Source organism: Paraburkholderia sp. NMBU_R16 (genome assembly GCF_013282575.1).
Taxonomy (GTDB): Bacteria; Pseudomonadota; Gammaproteobacteria; order Burkholderiales; family Burkholderiaceae; genus Trinickia.
Genome location: NZ_JAAAYE010000014.1, coordinates 14765 through 35575 on the forward strand (window position 1 = coordinate 14765; position 20811 = coordinate 35575).

Below are 20811 nucleotides of genomic sequence, written 5' to 3' on the forward strand. Positions count from 1 at the left end.
ATGGAAGACACCGCGCATCAATCCGACCCACTGCGCCGCGCGCGCCTGCGCTGGCGCGCGCGGCGGGGTCTGCTGGAAAACGATCTTATCTTCGAGCGTTTTTTCAGCCGTTACGAGCAGAGCCTCAGCGACGACGACGTGGGCGCCTTGACGCGCCTGTTCGAGCTGAGCGACAACGACCTGATGGACTTGCTTCTCGCTCGCAAGGAACCGGAAGGCGAACTTTCCGACCCGGCTGTCGTCCGGGTGCTGGGGCTTTTGCGCGCTGTATGAGCGTCGCAGGTGTGGGGCGCCGCGCGCGCATGATCGGAAAACCGTTCCAACTTCGATTGAGGATGCCATGACTCCGTCAGATGTTAAAGCCACGCTATCGTTCAGCGATAATTCGCCGAGCGTCGAACTGCCGATTTACAAGGGCACGATGGGCCCGGACGTGATCGACATCCGCAAACTGTACGGTCAGACCGGCAAATTCACGTACGACCCGGGCTTCATGTCGACGGCATCGTGCAATTCGGCCATTACGTACATCGACGGCGATAAGGGCGAACTGCTCTATCGCGGCTATCCGATCGACGAGCTTGCGCAAGTCGCGGATTTCCCCGAGACGTGCTATTTGCTGCTGAAAGGCGAGCTGCCGAACAAGGCGCAGAAGGCAGAATTCGTGGGCACCGTCACGCGTCACACGATGGTGCACGAGCAGATGCAGTTCTTCTTCCGCGGGTTCCGTCGCGACTCGCATCCGATGTCGATTCTCGTCGCATCGGTTGGCGCGCTGTCGGCGTTCTACCACGACTCGCTCGACATCACGAATCCGCATCATCGCGACGTATCGGCGATCCGCATGATCGCCAAGCTGCCGACGCTCGTGGCCATGGCCTACAAGTACAGCATCGGTCAGCCGTTCGTCTATCCGAAGAACGACCTCTCGTACAGCGCGAACTTCATGCGGATGATGTTCTCGAACCCGTGCGAGGACTACAAGATCAACGACGTGCTGGTGCGCGCGCTCGATCGGATCCTGATCCTGCATGCGGATCACGAGCAGAACGCATCGACTTCGACGGTGCGTCTGGCAGGTTCTTCCGGGGCAAACCCGTTCGCATGTATCGCTGCCGGTATCGCTTGTCTGTGGGGCCCGGCGCATGGCGGCGCGAACGAAGCTGCGCTCAACATGCTCGAGCAGATCGGCTCGCCCGACAACATCCCCGAGTTCATCAAGCAGGTGAAGGACAAGAATTCGGGCGTGAAGTTGATGGGCTTCGGCCACCGCGTCTACAAGAACTACGACCCGCGTGCGAAGCTCATGCGCGAGACGTGCCACGAAGTGCTCGAAGAGCTCGGCCTGCATGACGATCCGCTCTTCAAACTGGCGATGCAGCTCGAGAAGATCGCGCTCGAGGACGAATACTTCGTCTCGCGCAAGCTTTATCCGAACGTCGACTTCTATTCGGGTATCGTGCAGCGCGCACTCGGCATTCCGACGTCGATGTTCACCTGCATCTTCGCAATGGCCCGTACTGTCGGCTGGATCGCTCAGTGGAACGAAATGATTTCGGAGGCCGAACAGAAGATCGGTCGTCCGCGTCAGCTCTTCATCGGCGAAAGCCCGCGCGAAGCCAAACCGATCGATAAGCGTTGATCACGAAGTCTTGATGGGGCCCTGGTATGCCATGGCCTCGACAGCGCCCCGGCAAGTGATTTGGCCGGGGCTTTTTTGCATCCGCGGTCCGCGTGCGTGGAGCAAGCCAGGCGGACCACTCGCAGCTCATCGATGAACGCAGAACGATGATTCCGCGGCAAACAGTTCACTCGTTTTTCAAGCCATCGACAAATGCCGAAAAGCCGAGCCCGGTCTTGCTGTCCAATCGCGCTGCTCGATCGCCGATCGCGTCCCAATCGAGGTCGGGGCGGCCTTTCCAAAGTGCCATCACGCCTTGGACGGGCGAGATCGAAATGAATTTTCTGCACGTGAATACGCTCGATACAGTCGACATGAATCGAGCGGCCCACTCGGCGGTCGGCTCGTAGACGTTCACCGTCATCACACCGCCCGGGCGCAAGATTCGATGACATTCCCGGTAAAAGTCCGGCGTGTGCAACGCATCGACCGGGCGGTAGCCCTCGCCGAACGCATCCGACAGAATCAAGTCGCACTGTTCGTCGCCATGGTTTCGAACAAAGTCGGCGCCATCCTGGACCACCACACGCAATCGTTCATCGTCAGGAGGAAGCCCGAAATGCGTGCGCGCGAGTTCGACCACTTCCGCGTCTATCTCCAATCCAATCGTTCGCAGCTCGGGCAGGTATCGGTGAATGAATTTGGCCTGCTGGCCTCCGCCGAGTCCGATCAGCAAGACGTCGGTCGCTGAGGGGATGAAGGCCAGCGGCAGCAACATCTTTCGCGTGTAGAGAGCGGGAAGATCGTTCGGCTGCGCGAGTTCCATGACCGTCATGGCACCGTTCTCGTCGTTCGCCAAATGCAGAAAGAGGCGCCCGTCGCTCACCTGGACGCGATATTTCTCCGTCCTCTCCACGCAAGAATCGTCAGCCATCGTTCGGTAGCCTGGGTCAGTGTTCGACATGAACGAACCCTAATCTGCGCGATGGATTGCTTCGCTGCCGCGAGGCGAACATTGCGGTTCGTCAGCGAACCGGGAGCCTGCCGGAAGCGAGCAGCGTTTCCGACGCCTCCTTGACATCCGCGATCGTCGTATCGCGCGTCGCCGCACGAATGCCCAATCCGAAGTGCCTCGCGACGCCTGCCGCACGGACATCCGCCATGATCGATGCCGGCTGATCCGTCGCACGCCCGGGCCGCGTTTGCGCGTCCCTTACGGCTTGAACGAATACATGGCTGAGTACCGACATCGGGGAATAAGCCCCGCGGATTGTCTCGAAGTTCACGCCGGGTCGCGACGCTAAGCGGACCCATTTCGATGTCATACGCCGCGCGGTATCTTCGAACGTCCGCATGATTCGCCGATCGTTTTGCATCGCATTCGCCATCTTCCCGACGCCGCTCGCAAACAACCGGGCGCTCGCCTGGGTCAGGGCAAGGTCCAGCGTGACATCGCCTATGACGACCGGCTGATACGGGCTGCCGTCCTGCGTAGGCGGCGAATTCGACGCGACATGCGGCCCCTGACGACGAGAGTCTTCGGCAAGTATTGCGGGCCCCTCCGCCCATGAGTCGAGAATCACCTGTTGTCCTGCGCCGCGCCTTCGTTCGACGTTCGCCCACGTATGTGGAAACGGCGAATAGGCCCCGACGATTGTCAGCATCTCTCGTGCGCCCAGTTTTGGCGCATGTTGGACCAGCGACACATAGGCATGAGCGTCGCAGTATCCGCTTTCGTTCACGATGGAGCCGGCCGCGAGCGCCATGTAGGAACCCATGGCGGCGACACGGCCTGGGGCATCCCCAGTCAGGCCAGTGATCTCTTCTTGCGGCAGCGTATTCGATAGACGCACGCCGGCCGGGTCTTTGGTGCGGCTCTGGAGCACCGATTGCAGCGCGCGCTGCCCAACGAGTGCGGCCTGCGAGCGGCCTACCGCCACGAAATTCGTTTGCAGGTTGTCGTGACGACATTGCCGCGCCCTTTGCGCAGGATCGCTCTGGTTTCCGTCAGCGTGTCTTGCCCGTCGATCAGTGAGGCAGCGTCTTGTGCATCGATCGTTCTTCGAATGGACGCTCGCGCATACAAATATCCGGCGAGCGGTAGACGGGCACGGCCGATCGTCGGTTGCGCGACTTGGGAGCCGGATCCGCCCTCAGTGCGGTCCGCGCGGGGCCGCAGATTTTCGAAGACGGACGATGTCGCGGCACGCATCGCGTTGCCGCCTGGATGCTGAGCGACGGCGTTCCCGATCGCTGGATTGCTGCTGCTCGTCTGTGAAGACGTAGCGCCTATTCTCCGCACATCAAGACTCCTTAGGACGGCGCCGGTCAAGCCGCCGCCCGGAGCGGATGGCCCGGTTGCCCGCTGGGGGCGTGGGCTCGAGGGTGCAGCGCGGCGCAAGACGTACAACGTAGCTTTGAATAGTGTGTCTATCGTTTGCGCACAGCGAAATAACGGCGAAAAACGCGAGACGACCGCGGTTGCAAACGCGCCTCGACGACTGCCATTCGCCGAACTCGCATCTATTTCGCTCGTCAGCCCGAGCGGCCGCGCGCGCATTGCTAAGGTCGGTCCGTCATCGTCGTAGGGACCGGCCATCAGTGCGGAGAAAAACATGAGCAAAGATGTGCGCCTTAGCTCTGCGCAACCTCTAACCAACGACGGACCCTCGATAACGAGCGAACGGCGGACTGCAGATAAGCGTGACGGGCGTTCATCGTCCCGCGCACGGAGCGTCTCGTCGATGCTGGAGCGGCTCAATCCGCTGCGTCGCGCGGGCAAAAAAGCGGGCGCTTCCGAGAACCCTGGCCCGATCACTCAGCCGGTTGCGACTGCTGGGCTCTTGCAGAACGAGACGACCGGACGCCCTCGGGTTTCGTTACGAGAATTGCTTGAAGTAGAGGCGCGGCAAGGCACCGCACCGGCTGGAACGACCGGTGCTCGTCCAGAAGCGCAACCGGCGCAATCAGCCCATCGTTCGGATGTCCTGGCGCCGCCAGCGATGCCGCTCGGCCGCGGCACCGGTGATCCGAGCCGGTCGCTCGATGTGCTCGCCGAGGACGATGAGGAGGAAGTCGACGATGATGGCGGCGCCGAACACGGGTCACTATCCGCAGTCCCTTCTCCGGCGCACGGCACGTCTGCACACGAGGACTTCGGCCTTGCCGATGGCGGACATCCTCATCACGTCGAGCGACACGAGGAGCTCCCGCTAGCCGGCTATCTGCTGGCGCGCGAGATCGACGGCCGCGCCGTGCCGGAGCAGGAGCTTGGGCGCCTGAGGTCCGCCCACGAAACCGTCGTGCAGACGCGCAAGCTGCTTCCATGGGGACGCGGCAACGTCCGTTCGGACGTCGAAGCCACCGGTGGCGAGTCCCTCGCGCGCGCGTACCTCGCTCAGGAACTGGCCCAGGACCTGGCGAAAGGCAAGGCACCCGGATTCGAAGATGCGCCGAACGTTGCAGGTGCGGCGATGTTCGCGCGGGCGGGCGTCTGCAGCAACCACGCTGCTGTCGCCATGCATCTGCACGCTGGGAAGCTGGATGCCCCCGACGAAGCCGTCCATTTCGCAGCGCGCCCGCTGGTCGACCATGCCTGGAGCGAATTGCGCAAGGGCCGGGGCCGCAAGAACGTGATCGTCATGGACGCCTGGTCGGAAGGTTCCGCGGTGTACGCCGAAGACGCGCGCCATACCCGCCTGGCGCTCGGCGTCAAGAGCTACGGCCGCTATGGTGCTTCAAACGGTCCGGCCGCGGCCGACCGGGCCTTCGAGGCGGCGGCGAAACTCACCGAACTTGCGCCTCACGAAACGATCGATGAAATTCGTCATGCGCTCAAGGAGCAGCCGCCGAGCGCCGACAAGATGCTCGACGCCCGAACGGTGCTGGACAGGCGGTTCACGCAGCGGATCGAAAAGAGGATGGCCGCGCCGCTGACGGCGACCCAGGCCCAGCAGATCGGACGCAATCGTTCGGGGCTGGGCGGTGCGTTGAAGGGCAGCCTCTCGGCGCTCGGCATCGCGAAGCGCGATCCGAGCGGGCGGCCGCGCGGCGCGGAACTCGAGCGGGAGGCTCGGCAAATTGCGACGCGACGCATGCAGCGGGCTTCGGGCGCGCCGCGCGACACGGATTGGCCGACGGCTCAACGCGAAGCGAAAGCGCAACTGCGCACCGACTACGCGAAGGCAGAAAAGCGCTTTGCCGCCGCGCAGGCAAGCGTTCGAAACGAGATCAAGGCAATCGGGGTGGCTCGCTCCCTTGGCTGGGCGACGACAGTGAAGGATGCCGTCGCCGATGCGAAAGCGATCGTTGCCGCGGCCCGTGATCTGGAGCGCGCGACGCGCGTGCAAACGTTGCCGAAAGCGGGGGCCACGCAGCAAGACGAGGAGACATGAGCCGAATGCCGGCGCCAGTGGCACAAGTCGCTTTTGCGGCCCTCGGCTCAGCTTCAATTCAACGCTTCAGGGCTGCGGAACAGCGGTTCGATTGGCCGGTACGATCTGCGGCTGAAACGAGAACACCTCACGGCTGCGGTCATCGACGAACACTTTTAACCAATGCACATCGTTGTTGCCGTGAGCCTGGTTATCGCCGAACGTTTCGACGCGGGTGAAGTTCTCGAGCCGTCTGCCTTGCGCGTCAAGAAATGGGCGATCGATGCGGAAATAGTGCGAATCGCCATGCACGTAGGCAACGGGTTTTCGGAAGGCAATCACTTCGTCGCGCAGTGCAAGCAGGAAGTCCTTGAAACCATCGGGAGTGGGGCCGGGATAGGCGGGGTCGGAGCTCGGTAGCGAGTCGTTTTCGACCAGGGTCTTGGGGTCGCGCGTAGGTGCGCGCGTCGCGTCGGAGTTATCCCACCCCGGGTCGGCCTGCGAAATAAACATGACAGCTGAAGCGTGGCGCGCTATGGCCTCCTGAAACGTCTGCTGCATCCAGAGGATATCGGCACGGTTGCGCGCCGCAAATTCCGCGGGGTCCGGTTTCGTATCGCAGAGGTTGTTGCACGAGCCTTGGATATTGAGCGTCGCGTAGACGACACCGTGCAGCATCCAGCGACGATTCTCGACACAGCTTGCGAGTTGATTGTCATTGTTCAGGCAAAGCCGGTCGGTTTGAACCTCCTGAAGCATCGGTCGTTGTCCGAGCGAATAGGGGGAATCGAAGAAGACCTTGCGCTCGTGGTCGAGCCTCTCCCGCGACGAAAAGGCGCCGTTCGAGGCGCGATCGCAGTCCGTCCAGTCGTTGTCGCCAGGAGTCAACATCGCGGCTGACTTCAACGCGTTGAAATATCCGAGCGCCTGCACGTAGAGTGCGTCGCTACACGTTGTAGGCGTTGCCGATCCAGGCGTGCCGCTGCCAGCCTTGAGATCGCCGTCATGAACGGTAAACGCGAGTTTTTGCGAGTTCATGTCCGCGATGAGGTTCGGCACACCGACCTGCGCTTGCATGTCGGAGTACGGCAGATCGCCCCATAGCCCGATGGCGTATGCACGGCTTTCGCTGTTCCCGTCCTCATCGTGGGCGAACGAATCGGCGGCAGGCCACACCGCCGAGGCGGCCGCCACCGCAAGACAGGCGACGTTCCGCAAGAATCGCCACCAATTCACGTTAGATTCAGTCCGCAAGCCACCCTTCACATACCGATCTCTTGTCATCGTTAGCTCCAGTGTCCATCGCGCGAATTGCGCGTCCTGAAGTGAAAGCGCTGTGTGTGACAGGTGTGTGTCGGCGAACGTGATTTGATTTGGCGTGTAGATAGAACGGAACCTTGCGATCGGCCGAGTCGATCGCCGCCTGGGAAAAAAAAGTTCAGTTTCGATAGAGCATATCGACCCCGCGTGCCGCGCAGACATCGTAAAAGTCGCCAGGGTTGAATCCGACAAACGCATCTATCGAAAGCTGGACATCCTGAATCATGGATCGAATTATATGGTCCGTTAGGTTGAGCGTATGATTGGTTTCTTCAAGTACAAAATGCAGAGATTTGTGTCGATACGGCGAGTCGTCGACTAGTGCGGTGCGCGGACGCAGCAGCAAATGTTTGAATCGAATCACCGAATCCTTTCGGCGTGCCAAGCGGGTATCGACGCATTCAAATAGCGTGGGCCACGGAATCAAGAGAGTATGGACGGACAGATCGTCCTCCAACACGCGTGCGGTCGCGTGATGCCTGTCTCTTTCGTTGAGCAGTGCAATCCAATACCCTGTATCGATGAGAATATTTTTTGCCATCAAAGGTCATCCTCGCCAGGCCCGAACTCACCATATCCTTGCCATGGAGATGCTTTCCGCTTGCCGATAATGAATCGTCCTTTATGGGAGCCATCGCCATTCGTCCATACTATGTATACGCGATCTGTTTTCGAAAATTCAACGTTTGATTCGAGCTCCGTCTTGATGAAGTCCGGCACGGATTCATTGTCGTCGATATCGACCTTGAAATAGGCGACGCTATCGCCGCATTCCATGGCCTTTACGTTGTCTAGCCACCGATACAGATTGGCGTAATCGCCTTTGACGCCGAGATCATAGGAAAGCCAAACCGTTTTCTGCATACGACCGAAACTCCACAGAACAAATGACGATGCGCGTATCCCTGCTAGGACCGAGGCACTTCTGTCGCTTGGCAACGGTACGGGCTCCACGAGGGCCTCATGTTACCGTCGCTGGGGGAGCGGCGGAGGTCGACCGAAAGTACTAGTCAAACTGGACGTCCTGGTGCACGACCCTCACTGGCTGACCTGTCGGTCGCCAAACGGGCGACGCGTAGGCTATTGGCATCGCGGGCAGAAGGCCGCCCAACGCTAGCCCGGCGCCGCGGCCCGCGGAGATGGTAGTAGCGATCCAGGTACCGCGACTACCACCATAACCCACTGTTTTTTATCACTTTTTTCACGCATCCAGTACCCCGCGACCGGTCTGCGTGGCATAATCGACCGAACCGAAATCGCCCGTGATTCGATTCATTCCCCCGCATACCATGCCAAAGACTCTTTACGACAAGCTCTGGGATTCGCACGTCGTTCACACCGAAGAAGACGGCACCACCCTGCTTTACATCGATCGTCAACTGCTGCACGAGGTCACGAGCCCGCAGGCATTCGAAGGCCTGAAGCTGGCCGAGCGTCCGGTTTGGCGCGTCAGCGCGAACCTCGCGGTATCCGACCACAACGTGCCGACCACGGACCGCAGCCACGGCATTGCCGATCCGGTTTCGAAGTTGCAGGTCGATACGCTCGATGCCAACTGCGACGCCTTCGGCATTACGCAGTTCAAGATGAACGACCTGCGTCAGGGCATCGTTCATATCATCGGGCCCGAACAAGGCGCGACCCTGCCGGGCATGACGATCGTCTGCGGAGACTCGCACACGTCGACGCATGGCGCATTCGGCGCGCTTGCGCATGGCATCGGCACGTCGGAAGTGGAGCACGTGCTTGCCACGCAAACGCTGCTGCAGAAAAAGAGCAAGAACATGCTCGTCAAAGTCGAGGGCCAACTGCCGCGCGGCTGCACGGCGAAAGACATCGTGCTCGCGATCATCGGCAAGATCGGTACCGCGGGCGGCACCGGCTATGCCATCGAATTCGGCGGCTCGACCATTCGCGCACTCTCGATGGAAGGCCGCATGACCGTCTGCAATATGGCGATCGAAGCGGGCGCGCGCGCCGGCATGGTCGCCGTGGACGACACGACGATCGACTACCTGAAAGGCCGCCCGTTCTCCCCGCAGGGCGCAGAATGGGACGTCGCCGTCGAGTACTGGCGCACGTTCACATCGGACCCGGGTGCCGTGTTCGATCGCGTGGTCGAACTCGATGCGACTCAGATCGTGCCGCAAGTCACGTGGGGCACCTCGCCGGAAATGGTCACGCCGATCGATTCGCGCGTGCCCGATCCCGAGCGCGAGAAAGACCCCGTCAAACGCGCGGCGATGGAACGGGCGCTGCAATATATGGCGCTCGAGCCGAACGTACCGATGGAATCGATCAAGCTCGACAAGATTTTCATCGGCTCGTGCACGAACGCGCGCATCGAAGATCTGCGTGCCGCAGCGTATGTCGTCAAAAAACTCGGCCGCAAGGTGGCGTCCAATATCCGGCTCGCGATGGTCGTCCCGGGCTCGGGTCTCGTGAAGGCGCAAGCCGAGCGCGAAGGGCTCGACAAGGTGTTCCGGGAAGCAGGTTTCGAGTGGCGCGAGCCGGGCTGCTCCATGTGCCTTGCGATGAACGCCGACAGGCTCGAGCCGGGCGAACGCTGCGCGTCCACTTCGAACCGCAACTTCGAAGGGCGGCAGGGCGCGGGCGGGCGCACCCATCTCGTGAGTCCGGCGATGGCGGCTGCCGCGGCCATCGAGGGACATTTCGTCGATATTCGCAAGCTGGGCTGAGGCGGAGCAACCGAACATGGATAAGTTCATCGTACATACGGGCATCGTCGCGCCTCTCGATCGTGAGAACGTCGATACGGACGCGATCATGCCGAAGCAGTTTCTGAAGTCGATCAAGCGCACGGGCTTCGGTCCCAATCTGTTCGACGAGTGGCGCTATCTCGACCACGGGGAGCCGGGACAGGACAATTCGCGCCGCCCGCTCAACCCCGATTTCGTGCTCAATCAGCCGCGCTATCAAGGCGCGTCGATCCTGCTCGCACGCAAAAATTTCGGCTGCGGCAGCTCGCGCGAACACGCGCCTTGGGCGTTGGAGCAGTACGGCTTTCGTGCGCTGATCGCACCGAGTTTTGCCGATATTTTCTTCAACAACTGCTTCAAGAACGGTCTGCTCCCGATCGTCCTGACGGAGCAGCAGGTCGATCACCTGTTCAACGAGACGTATGCGTTCAACGGCTATCAACTGACGATCGATCTCGCTGCGCAATGCGTTCGCACGCCGGACGGCCGCGAGTATTCGTTCGAAGTCGACGCGTTTCGTAAGTACTGCTTATTGAACGGGCTCGACGACATCGGGCTGACGCTGCGGCAGGCGGACAAGATCCGTGCGTTCGAGGCGGAGCGGCTGGCAAAGCAGCCGTGGCTCGCTCACCGGATCGTCGGCTGAACGTCCGTCGGGGCCTGCGGTTCAAGTGGCTGCGGCAGTCCCTCAGACAACCCAACATCACGTACACAGGAAGGATGCATGAAGATTGCAGTGCTGCCCGGTGACGGCATCGGTCCGGAAATCGTCAAGGAAGCGGTCAAAGTGCTCGGCGCGCTCGGCGAGTCGTTCGAACTCGAGGAGGCGCCCGTCGGCGGCGCGGGCTACGAGGCACATGGCCACCCGCTGCCCGAGTCCACGCTCGCGCTCGCGAAGGAGGCGGATGCCATTCTGTTCGGCGCCGTCGGCGATTGGAAATACGATTCGCTCGAACGCGCCTTGCGTCCCGAGCAGGCCATCCTCGGTCTGCGCAAGCATCTGCAGCTTTTTGCCAACTTCCGTCCGGCGATCTGCTATCCCCAACTGACCGGCGCATCGTCGCTCAAGCCCGAGATCGTCTCGGGGCTCGACATCCTGATCGTGCGCGAGCTCAACGGCGACATCTATTTCGGCGCGCCGCGCGGCATTCGCCCGGCACCCGACGGTGCGTTCGAAGGGGAGCGCGAAGGTTTCGACACGATGCGCTACTCCGAGCCCGAAGTGCGCCGCATCGCGCATGTCGCGTTCCAGGCGGCGCAAAAGCGCGGCAAGCGGCTGACTTCGGTGGACAAGGCGAACGTGCTCGAAACATCGCAGCTCTGGAAGGAAGTCATGATCGAGGTCGCCAAGGCGTACCCCGACGTCGAGCTTTCGCATATGTACGTCGACAATGCGGCGATGCAGCTCGTCAAGGCGCCGAAATCGTTCGATGTGATCGTCACGGGCAACATGTTCGGCGACATCCTCTCGGACGAAGCGGCGATGCTGACGGGATCGATCGGAATGCTGCCGTCGGCTTCGCTCGACAAGAACAACAAGGGCCTTTACGAGCCCTCGCATGGTTCGGCGCCCGATATCGCGGGCAAGGGCGTGGCCAATCCGCTCGCCACGATTCTGTCGGCCGCCATGATGCTGCGCTATTCGCTGAACAAGGCGGAGCAAGCCGAGCGCATCGAAAAGGCGGTGCAGCAGGTGCTCGAAGCCGGATACCGGACGGGCGACATCGCGACACCGGGCTGCCGCCAGGTCGGCACGGCCGAGATGGGCGATGCCGTGCGCGCGGCATTGTAAGGACACCGAAAGACGTTTTCGTGTAGACTGTCGCGATGCTGCGAATCCCCTCTATCCCCTCGATAGCAACGCTCGTTGGCGCAACGCTCGGTGCGCAGGGATTCGTCATTGCCGGCGCCATCGGCGTGGCCGGCATCGTTTCGATCAAAACGATTACCCCCAAAACGATCACGAAAAGCTGATCGTCCGCCGTGTCCGCCCGTCTTCCCCGCGCGGTCACGCCGGGCAAGGTTGCGGGGAAGCGTCCATTCGAAGGGATAATCATGAACGTAGGTCTCGTAGGTTGGCGCGGTATGGTCGGCAGCGTCCTGATGCAGCGTATGCAGCAAGAGGGCGATTTCGAGCTGATCGAGCCCGTTTTTTTCAGCACGAGCAACGCGGGCGGCAATGCGCCAGCGTTCGCGAGGAACGAGACCCGGCTCAAGGACGCGACGAATATCGATGAGCTGAAAAAGTGCGATGTCGTCATTACGTGCCAGGGCGGCGACTACACGAACGAGGTCTTTCCGAAGCTGCGCGCGGCGGGCTGGAATGGCTACTGGATCGATGCCGCATCGTCACTGCGGATGAAAGACGATGCCGTCATCATTCTCGATCCCGTGAACCTCGACGTCATCAAGGATGCGCTCGTCAAGGGCACGAAAAACTTCATCGGCGGCAACTGCACCGTCAGCCTGATGCTGATGGCGCTGGGCGGCCTCTTCCGCGAAAACCTCGTCGACTGGATGACGGCCATGACCTATCAGGCCGCATCGGGTGCCGGCGCGCAGAACATGCGCGAGCTGCTCGCGCAAATGGGCGCGCTGCATGGCGCAGCCAAGGATGCGCTGGCCGATCCGTCGTCGGCCATTCTCGATATCGACCGCAGCGTGCTGGCGGCGATGACGAGCGATGCCATGCCGACCGATCACTTCGGCGTGCCGCTGGCCGGCTCGCTGATCCCGTGGATCGACAAGGACCTCGGCAACGGCATGTCCAAGGAAGAATGGAAGGGCGGCGCTGAGACGAACAAGATTCTGGGCAAGCCTGCGATGGGACAGCCCGGCTCGATTCCTGTCGACGGTCTTTGCGTGCGTATCGGTGCGATGCGGTGCCATTCGCAAGCGCTGACGATCAAGCTCAAGAAGGACGTCCCGCTCGACGAGATCGATGGCATCCTCGCGTCGGCCAACGACTGGGTGAAGGTCGTGCCGAACGAGCGCGAAGCGTCGATGCGCGAACTGTCGCCGGCCGTGGTCACGGGCACGCTCTCGGTGCCGGTCGGGCGGCTGCGCAAACTCGCGATGGGTGGCGAATATCTGTCGGCATTCACGGTGGGCGATCAGTTGCTCTGGGGCGCCGCGGAGCCGCTGCGCCGCATGCTGCGGATCTTGCTCGACAAGTGAAGCGTCATCGCGGGCTTGCGCGGTGGTCTTGCCGCGCTTCCTAACGTAAACTACGCGTTTGCGGCGTAGGACCAAAGGCGTCGCGCCGGCCGCGGCGCTTTTTTTTTACGGCCCCAGTTAGCGCTTTAGCGCTTACTGGGGCCCAATGCAGAGCAACGGCCCCAGTTAGCGCTTTAGCGCTTACTGAGGCCCAATGCAGAGCAACGGCCGATGGCGGTGGGTACTTCTCCTGTCGGTCCGGATGAAGTGCGACAGGTGCTTCGTGCACCCATGGCCTCATGCAGAGCACTGTTCCAACCCATGCAAAGCTGCCGTATCAGACCTTGTCCCTTTCCAAACGACATTCATGGCCGCGCCGCGATGCGCGGAACAACCACATGACAGCACGTTCGACGTCTCGCGCGCCTGTGTTGCGGACTGTTGCCGATGCACCTTACGCGCGCGGCGCGGCGGCTGGCATCGCCACTGCCACGGTGTTCGCGATTGCGGTCGCCACGATGGTCTTCGCATCGCCGCGAGCCTTCGCAGCCGATCCGGCGAGCGCAGCCGCGGCGGCATCCGCCCCGGGTGCCGAGTCCGCGGCCCGGTTCACGGTGAAGCCGGGGCAATCGCTGAACGACGTTGCCATCGCCGTCACGCAATCGCACGATCGCGCAGTGTTGTCTCGCGCGTCGAAGGCGATTTTCGATGCGAATCCTTCCTCGTTCATGCGAGGCGATCCGAGCCTCATGAAGCTCGGTGCGATCCTCACTATCCCGCCGCTCGATTCGACGGGGGCCGTCGTTGCCCAGGCTCCAGCGCCGGCGAGCGCGCCCGGCGCTACTTCGGCGACTGCTTCGGCTGCGGCGAGCGCACCTCGCGGCGCTACGCCTGCGCCGTCAGGCGGTGCCGCGTCGTCGTCGGGCGCAAGCGCGCCCGCGCATGGGGCGAGCCCCGAAGCAAGCGCCGCGGGTGGGGCAGTGGCCTCGCCGAACGCTGCCAGCGCGCCGGGTGAGCCGGCGGCGCCTCGGGCCGCCGCGCAGTCTCCGAACGGTGCGGCGCCGGCAAGCACTCCGGTAGCGTCGGCCGCGGGCGGCGCTCACGCGTGGACTGGCGCTATTCAGCAGGCGCCGGCCGTCCCGACGGCGTCCGACATATCGGGAGCGGGCGCCAGCGGAGCCGCCGCGTCCGCGCCCGGCGCCGCATCGACGGCGCCGGCCAGTGCTCCCGCAACGGCGGCACGCCCGCACACGTTCTCGAGTCTGCAGCAGTTGCTGGCGCTCAAGAACCGCGTGTTGATGGATCTGCAACGCCGCGGATTCGGCTCGAAAGCTGCGCGCGAATCGGGCAGCTCAGCGGCTGCGAGCGGCGCGTCGGCCGTCGTGCCATCGCAGGCCCCCAAGCAGACTGGGCCGGCGGTCCTGCCGGCAACGCGTGCGCCGCAATCGGGCGAGCGTTTCATCGGCATCGGCGGCTATGGCATCAGCGTCGCGCGCGGGGCGGTGCCGGCGATCGCCGCAGTTGCGTCGGCGATCGTCGCGGCGTTGCTCGTCTTGATCGTTGCGCTTGCGATGAGCGGGCGCAAACGCCGTGCCGCGCGCGCGACGGCTGCGCCGGCACCGGCGTCGGGGACTGCGTCGGCAGATGCCATCGCTGAGCGCGAGCCCGCACCTGCGCACGCCGAGGGGCCGCGAGATCCGGTCGAGGCCGAGTACCTGTCCACGCTGGCCCGAACGCCGACGAGCAAGCGCGCCCTGATGGGTCTTGCCGGACATTACGCCGAACGCGGTAACGCACGCGGCTTCGATGAAATCGCCCAGCGCATCATGCATTTGTCGGGCGGACGGGGGCCGAATTGGTTGCATATCGCGGCCCTCGGGCGGCAACTCGACCCCGACAATCCGCTGTATGCCATTTCCGCGGAGCAGGCCGAGGATACGCTCGACGAATCGGTGGCCGGCGAGGAAGCACTGCCGCCGCATTCGGCGCAGGCTCAAAGCGGCGAGCACGAGCCGGACGTCGAAGTGAAATTGTCGGGAGTCGGGCATTCCGAATTGCCTGCTGCATCGTCGATTACCGCGACGGAGGAAGCCGAATCGAGCACGCATGCTGCGGCCGCGGAGCCACGCGAGCCGCATGAGGACGAGGCAGCTGTCCGCCCGGTGCCGTCGCCCGCGCCCAACCAAGAGGCCCCGACCGTACAGCAGGCGGCCGATCCGGAGGAACGGACAGTGGCAGGCATGCGCGAGCCGCGTTTCCCCGAAGAAGCGATTGCAGCACTCAACGATCTCGATCTGGGGCTGCCGCCGCGCGTCGAAGCGGCGCCGGAGCATGGCGCGCAAGGTACGCCGCATGAGGACGGAATGGCGGATATGGGCGCTGCCGAAGGGATCGAGCGTGGGTTCACGGTCGAGCAGGAAGATGCGCGCGGCTCAGAGCCAGAGCAGGAACCGCACAAAGTCCAAGCGCATCTTTCTTCGGACGACGCCGAACTCGGGCACGAGCCCGGATTCGCGGATCAGGTCGAGCACGAGCACGAGCACGAACCGGAACTCGATCCCGGTCGCGACGCTGAGCCTCATGCGGCGCCCGCGTCCGAAGCCATTGGCGAATCCGAAGCCCCGCAAAAGACCGAACACGAGCCGGTCGCGTCCGCGGCCATTGCCCCTGCCGTAGCCGGTCTCGGGGCGGCGCGCTTCGGCCCGCTCAAGCTCGCCTTCGACCTCGACCTGCCAGCCGACGACTCGGCCGGGACCGCGGAGTCGACACCGTCGCAACTCGCGTTCACGCCCGAAGAGATTGCGAGGATCGCACGCAACAAGCTCGAGCTGGCGGCTGAATATATCGAGCTCGGCGACCTGGGCGGCGCACGCACGCTGATCCATGAGGTGATCGAATCGAACGATCCGGCGACGCGCGACGAGGCGCGTGCACTGCTCGCGACGCTCGCGCCGCTTTCCTGAAGGACCGCGTCCGCCAATGCGCATCGCTCTAGGTATCCAATACGACGGCACGGCATTCAACGGCTGGCAATCGCAGCCGCACGGCAAGACCGTGCAGGACGTGCTCGAGCGCGCATTGGCCGAGTTCGCGCGTACGCCGCTGCAGACCGTCGTGGCCGGGCGAACCGATACCGGCGTGCACGGCCTCGGGCAGGTCGTTCATTTCGATACCGAACTCGACCGGGCGGCGTTTTCATGGGTGCGCGGCACGAACGCGTTCTTGCCGCGCACGGTAGCCGTGCAATGGGCGAAGCCCATGCCGGGTACGTTTCACGCGCGGTTTTCCGCGTTCGAGCGCACCTACTACTATGTGCTGCATGTGCATCCGGTGCGCTCCCCGATGCTCGCGGGCCGCGCAGGCTGGATCCATACTCCGCTCGACATCGACGCGATGCGCGAGGCGTCGCGATGTCTGATCGGCGAGCACGATTTTTCGGCGTTCCGTTCGTCCGAGTGTCAGTCGAAAACGCCGGTCAAGCATCTGTATCAGATCGACATCCGGGCGGCAGGCGAAATCGTTCACTTGCGTTTTCGAGCCAACGCGTTCCTGCATCATATGGTGCGCAACCTGATGGGTTGCCTCGTGGCGGTCGGGCGCGGGCGCTATCCCGCCACCTGGATGGCCGATGTGCTGGCGAGCCGGGATCGCGACCGCGCAGCGCCCACGTTCATGCCCGAGGGGCTTTATCTGGCGCGCGTGGGATATCCCGAGCCGTTCGCGGTGCCGCCCGCGTCGCTCGGCAGCATGCCTTTCGGCGGTATTTGGAGCGAATGACATGAACTCAACGACAGCAGCCTCGCCGGGACCGGCAGGCCACATGCCGCATCGCACCCGCATCAAGCTGTGCGGGCTGTCGCGTCGCAGCGATGTTGCGCTCGCGGTCGAGCTCGGTGCCGACGCGATCGGCCTCGTCTTCTATCCGCCGAGCCCGCGGGCGGTCGGGGTGGCCGAGGCGATCGACCTCGTGGCGGGCTTGCCGCCTTTCGTGACGGCCGTTGGGCTGTTCGTCAACGCCACCGAGGAATGGATCGGCGAAGTGACCAGCAACGTGCCGCTCGGCATGCTGCAGTTCCACGGCGACGAGACGCCGGGGCAATGCGAACGGCTCGGCAACGTTGCCGGTTTGCCGTGGCTGCGCGCGCTACGCATCGCGGCCGAGACAACGCCGGCCGATTTGGTAGAATCGGCGCTTAACTATTCAGCAGCCGGCGGCCTGCTTTTCGATACCCATGTCGAAGGCTATGGCGGCGGCGGGAAGACTTTCGATTGGTCACTTATCCCTGCAGAGCTCGCGCGTCGGGCCGTTTTGAGTGGTGGGTTGAACGCGCAAAACGTCGGTGAGGCGATTCATCGCTTGCGCCCGTATGCGGTCGATGTCTCCAGCGGCATCGAAGTGCCGGGCGCCAAGGGCATGAAGGATCCTGCCCGAATGGCGGCATTCGTGCGCGCGGTGCGCGAGGCGGATGCTCAGTGAATCGACGCGGCGCGGCAAAGCCTTCGGCGGCCCGTGCGCCGCTTCTGCAAGAGTGACGAATATGTACAACCTTCCCGATCAGCAGGGCCATTTCGGCCCGTATGGCGGCACGTTCGTGGCCGAGACACTCGTTCACGCGCTCGATGAGCTGCGTGCTGCCTATGAACATTTTCGCCAGGACCCGGCGTTCATCGCCGAGTACGAGCGCGAGCTCAAATATTTCGTCGGCCGTCCTTCCCCGATCTATCACGCGCAGCGCTGGAGCGAGCTGCTCGGTGGTGCGCAGCTCTATTTGAAGCGCGAAGATCTGAATCATACCGGCGCCCACAAGATCAACAACGTGATCGGTCAGGCGCTGCTGGCCAAACGCATGGGCAAGGCCCGTGTCATTGCCGAAACCGGGGCCGGCCAGCACGGCGTGGCCACGGCGACGATCGCGGCCCGCTTCGGCATGGAGTGCGTCGTCTACATGGGCGCGGAAGACGTACGCCGGCAAGCGGCCAACGTCTATCGGATGAAGTTGCTCGGTGCGACGGTGGTACCGGTGGAATCGGGCTCGCGTACGCTCAAGGACGCGCTCAACGAGGCGATGCGCGACTGGGTAACCCATGTCGAAAACACGTTCTACATCATCGGCACGGTGGCCGGCCCGCACCCGTACCCGATGATGGTGCGCGATTTCCAGCGCGTGATCGGCGATGAATGCCGCGTGCAGATGCCCGAGCTGACCGGCCGCCAGCCCGATGCCGTGATCGCGTGCGTCGGTGGCGGCTCGAACGCGATGGGCATCTTCTATCCTTACATCGACGACACCGCCGTGAAGCTGATCGGCGTCGAAGCAGCGGGAGATGGGCTCGAAACGGGGCGCCACGCCGCATCGCTGATCGGCGGCAGCCCCGGCGTGCTGCACGGCAACCGCACGTATTTGCTGCAGGACGACGACGGGCAGATCATCGAAACGCATTCGGTCTCGGCGGGTCTCGATTACCCGGGCGTCGGCCCCGAACACGCGTGGCTCAAGGATAGCGGCCGGGCGCAGTATGTCGCGATCACCGACGAAGAGGCGCTCAAGGCGTTTCACGACTGCTGCCGCATCGAAGGGATCATTCCGGCGCTCGAATCGAGCCATGCGCTTGCCTATGCGGCCAAGCTCGCCCCCACGCTGGCGCGTGACAAGTACTTGCTCGTGAACCTGTCCGGTCGCGGCGATAAGGACATGCACACGGTGGCCGAGCGCTCGGGCATCCGCTTTTAGAGCGCGCCGCGATGCGTGAGGTGATCGACGACTTCGAGGAGCCGCAGCCCGGCGCGGGCGGCACGCCCATGCCTGCGGCGGGCCGGGCGGCCGATCGCCCGCTTGCGGCCGCGCAAGCGGCCCATGCCGGCATCGAGCTGCACAACCGCGATTTTCTGGTCGATGCGGCGAATCTGCCCGATGCATCGGTGGACCTCATCGTCGCCGATCCGCCTTACGCGCTTGGCAAAGACTACGGTAACGACTCGGACATGCTGACAGGCGAGGCATTTCTCGCCTGGACGCGCCGCTGGCTGGAGCTCGCCATCCCCAAGCTCAAAGCGACGGGTTCGCTCTACGTTTTTTGCACCTGGCAGTACGCGCCCGAGATTTTCTCGTTTCTCAAGACCAGGCTGACGATGGTCAACGAGATCATCTGGGACCGACGCGTGCCGAGCATGGGCGGCACGACGCGGCGTTTCACTTCGGTGCACGACAACATCGGGTTTTTCGCGGTATCGAAGCAGTATTACTTCGATCTCGATCCCGTGCGGATCCCGTACGACGCTGCAACGAAGAAAGCGCGTTCGCGCAAGCTGTTCGAAGGCAGCAAGTGGCTCGAGGTCGGCTACAACCCGAAGGATGTCTGGTCCGTGTCGCGCTTGCATCGCCAACATGCGGAGCGTGTCGATCACCCCACGCAAAAGCCGCTCGAAATCGTCGAACGCATGGTGCTCGCGAGCTGTCCACCGGGCGGACGCGTGTTGGACCCGTTCATGGGCAGCGGCACGACGGCCGTAGCCTGTGCGCGTCACGCACGCGAGTTCGTCGGCTACGAGATCAACGAAACTTATTGCGCAATCGCGCGCGAGCGTGTGGGTGCGCTCAGGCGCGAGCCTTTGGCTGCAACCGCCGAAGTGCCTGAGTCGATGCCCAGATGAGCCGCGGTGCCGATTCGTTCACGCCACGGCATGACCGGCGCAACCCTTACAAGAGAACTCATCATGTCCCGTATTGAAAAAACATTCGCGACGCTTGCCGCGCAAGGCCGCAAGGGGTTGATCCCGTTCATGACGGCGGGCGACCCCGATCCCGCCCGGACAGTCGAATTCATGCACGCGTTGGTGGCGGGCGGTGCCGATGTCATCGAGCTCGGCGTGCCGTTTTCGGATCCGATGGCCGATGGCCCCGTGATTCAGCGTTCGTCGGAGCGCGCATTGGCGCGAGGCGTCTCGTTGCGCAATGTGTTGGATGACGTGAAGCGCTTTCGCGAGCGCGACACCGAGACCCCCGTGGTGCTGATGGGCTATGCGAATCCGATCGAGCGCATGGGTACGGCGGCGTTCGCGGCGGCCGCGACACAAGCCGGTGTCGACGGGGTGCTCGTCGTCGACTATCCGCCCGAGGAATCGATCGATTTCGCCGCGGCCATGCGCTCGGCTGGCATCGATCCGATCTTCCTGCTCGCGCCGACTTCGACGGACGAACGCATTGCGTCGGTTGGCAAGGTGGCGAGCGGTTACGTCTACTATGTCTCCCTCAAAGGGGTGACAGGGGCGGCAAATCTGGACGTTTCCAGCATCGCGAGTAAAATCCCGGCCATCAAGTCGCGTGTGCGGCTGCCGGTCGGCGTGGGTTTCGGCATCCGTGACGCCAGTACGGCCCGCGCGGTGGCCGAGGTTTCCGATGCCGTCGTGATCGGCAGCCGTATCGTGCAATTGCTCGAAGAAACACCGCCCGAGGCCGCCGCGAGCGCGCTGACGGCGTTCGTCGCCGAGGTGCGTCGCGCCCTCGACGGACAGTAGCCACGAAAATCACAAATGGGGCGGGATCATTTCCGGTCCACGCGACGCATGAGCGGTGCCCGAAGAATGCCAAGAACGTTGACCGACGCCGGCCTGCCCGAGACG

At 63.2% G+C, this 20811-nt stretch carries 19 protein-coding genes; 14 read left to right on the top strand and 5 right to left on the bottom strand.

Going from position 1 to position 20811, the window contains the following annotated elements:
• Positions 1 to 273 carry a succinate dehydrogenase assembly factor 2 gene (locus tag GWC77_RS09310; RefSeq protein ID WP_173256624.1) on the top strand — a complete coding sequence of 91 codons (273 nt, stop codon included), beginning with the start codon at positions 1 to 3 and terminating at the stop codon, positions 271 to 273.
• A 67-nt stretch (positions 274 to 340) separates the two neighbouring features.
• Positions 341 to 1642, top strand: coding sequence for a citrate synthase (gene gltA / locus GWC77_RS09315; protein WP_173256625.1), 1302 nt, complete (start codon positions 341 to 343; stop codon positions 1640 to 1642).
• Positions 1643 to 1808: 166 nt separating this feature from the next.
• Here gltA and GWC77_RS09320 read toward each other — a convergent pair whose 3' ends face one another.
• Entirely contained in the window at positions 1809 to 2555 is a 747-nt protein-coding gene (locus GWC77_RS09320; RefSeq protein WP_173256626.1) for a methyltransferase domain-containing protein, read from the bottom strand.
• Between the two features lie 91 nt (positions 2556 to 2646).
• Positions 2647 to 3561 (bottom strand): hypothetical protein, encoded by a 915-nt coding sequence (locus tag GWC77_RS09325; RefSeq protein ID WP_173256627.1) that lies wholly within the window; start codon positions 3559 to 3561, stop codon positions 2647 to 2649.
• A 1062-nt stretch (positions 3562 to 4623) separates the two neighbouring features.
• Here GWC77_RS09325 and GWC77_RS09330 point away from each other — a divergent pair.
• Positions 4624 to 6015, top strand: a complete 1392-nt coding sequence (locus GWC77_RS09330) for a hypothetical protein (RefSeq protein WP_173256628.1) — start codon at positions 4624 to 4626, stop codon at positions 6013 to 6015.
• 66 nt (positions 6016 to 6081) lie between these two features.
• On the opposite strand, the gene GWC77_RS09335 is transcribed toward GWC77_RS09330, so the two are convergent.
• The 3 genes from GWC77_RS09335 to GWC77_RS09345 all read right to left on the bottom strand — a co-directional run bounded on the left by GWC77_RS09335 (position 6082) and on the right by GWC77_RS09345 (position 8178).
• Positions 6082 to 7278: a hypothetical protein gene (locus GWC77_RS09335; protein WP_217283224.1), complete on the bottom strand. Its 1197-nt coding sequence runs from the start codon at positions 7276 to 7278 to the stop codon at positions 6082 to 6084.
• A gap of 154 nt (positions 7279 to 7432) precedes the next feature.
• The gene (locus GWC77_RS09340; RefSeq protein WP_173256629.1) at positions 7433 to 7855 is read right to left on the bottom strand and encodes a hypothetical protein; all 423 of its coding nucleotides are present in this window, start codon (positions 7853 to 7855) and stop codon (positions 7433 to 7435) included.
• Positions 7855 to 8178, bottom strand: a complete 324-nt coding sequence (locus tag GWC77_RS09345) for a hypothetical protein (RefSeq protein ID WP_173256630.1) — start codon at positions 8176 to 8178, stop codon at positions 7855 to 7857. Before GWC77_RS09345 ends, GWC77_RS09340 begins: the two co-directional genes overlap by 1 nt.
• A gap of 425 nt (positions 8179 to 8603) precedes the next feature.
• On the opposite strand from GWC77_RS09345, the gene leuC reads away from it, so the two are divergent.
• The 11 genes from leuC to trpA all read left to right on the top strand — a co-directional run bounded on the left by leuC (position 8604) and on the right by trpA (position 20706).
• Positions 8604 to 10013, top strand: coding sequence for a 3-isopropylmalate dehydratase large subunit (gene leuC, locus GWC77_RS09350; RefSeq protein WP_173256631.1), 1410 nt, complete (start codon positions 8604 to 8606; stop codon positions 10011 to 10013).
• A gap of 16 nt (positions 10014 to 10029) precedes the next feature.
• On the top strand, positions 10030 to 10680 hold the full coding sequence (gene leuD, locus GWC77_RS09355) for a 3-isopropylmalate dehydratase small subunit (protein WP_173256632.1): 651 nt from the start codon (positions 10030 to 10032) through the stop codon (positions 10678 to 10680).
• 78 nt (positions 10681 to 10758) lie between these two features.
• Positions 10759 to 11826, top strand: a complete 1068-nt coding sequence (gene leuB / locus GWC77_RS09360) for a 3-isopropylmalate dehydrogenase (protein ID WP_173256633.1) — start codon at positions 10759 to 10761, stop codon at positions 11824 to 11826.
• A gap of 35 nt (positions 11827 to 11861) precedes the next feature.
• The gene (locus tag GWC77_RS09365) at positions 11862 to 12008 is read left to right on the top strand and encodes a hypothetical protein (RefSeq protein WP_173256634.1); all 147 of its coding nucleotides are present in this window, start codon (positions 11862 to 11864) and stop codon (positions 12006 to 12008) included.
• A gap of 81 nt (positions 12009 to 12089) precedes the next feature.
• Positions 12090 to 13211: an aspartate-semialdehyde dehydrogenase gene (gene asd / locus GWC77_RS09370; RefSeq protein WP_173256635.1), complete on the top strand. Its 1122-nt coding sequence runs from the start codon at positions 12090 to 12092 to the stop codon at positions 13209 to 13211.
• Positions 13212 to 13588: 377 nt separating this feature from the next.
• Positions 13589 to 16153: a FimV/HubP family polar landmark protein gene (locus tag GWC77_RS09375; RefSeq protein WP_173256636.1), complete on the top strand. Its 2565-nt coding sequence runs from the start codon at positions 13589 to 13591 to the stop codon at positions 16151 to 16153.
• Between the two features lie 16 nt (positions 16154 to 16169).
• Positions 16170 to 16967, top strand: a complete 798-nt coding sequence (gene truA / locus GWC77_RS09380) for a tRNA pseudouridine(38-40) synthase TruA (protein WP_173256637.1) — start codon at positions 16170 to 16172, stop codon at positions 16965 to 16967.
• A gap of 1 nt (position 16968) precedes the next feature.
• A complete protein-coding gene (locus GWC77_RS09385; protein WP_173256638.1) occupies positions 16969 to 17667 on the top strand; it encodes a phosphoribosylanthranilate isomerase in 699 nt (232 codons plus the stop codon).
• Between the two features lie 61 nt (positions 17668 to 17728).
• The gene (gene trpB, locus GWC77_RS09390) at positions 17729 to 18922 is read left to right on the top strand and encodes a tryptophan synthase subunit beta (RefSeq protein WP_173256639.1); all 1194 of its coding nucleotides are present in this window, start codon (positions 17729 to 17731) and stop codon (positions 18920 to 18922) included.
• A 68-nt stretch (positions 18923 to 18990) separates the two neighbouring features.
• Positions 18991 to 19842: a site-specific DNA-methyltransferase gene (locus GWC77_RS09395; protein ID WP_254366890.1), complete on the top strand. Its 852-nt coding sequence runs from the start codon at positions 18991 to 18993 to the stop codon at positions 19840 to 19842.
• Positions 19843 to 19905: 63 nt separating this feature from the next.
• The gene (trpA, locus tag GWC77_RS09400) at positions 19906 to 20706 is read left to right on the top strand and encodes a tryptophan synthase subunit alpha (RefSeq protein ID WP_173256641.1); all 801 of its coding nucleotides are present in this window, start codon (positions 19906 to 19908) and stop codon (positions 20704 to 20706) included.
• Positions 20707 to 20811: the final 105 nt, after the last annotated feature.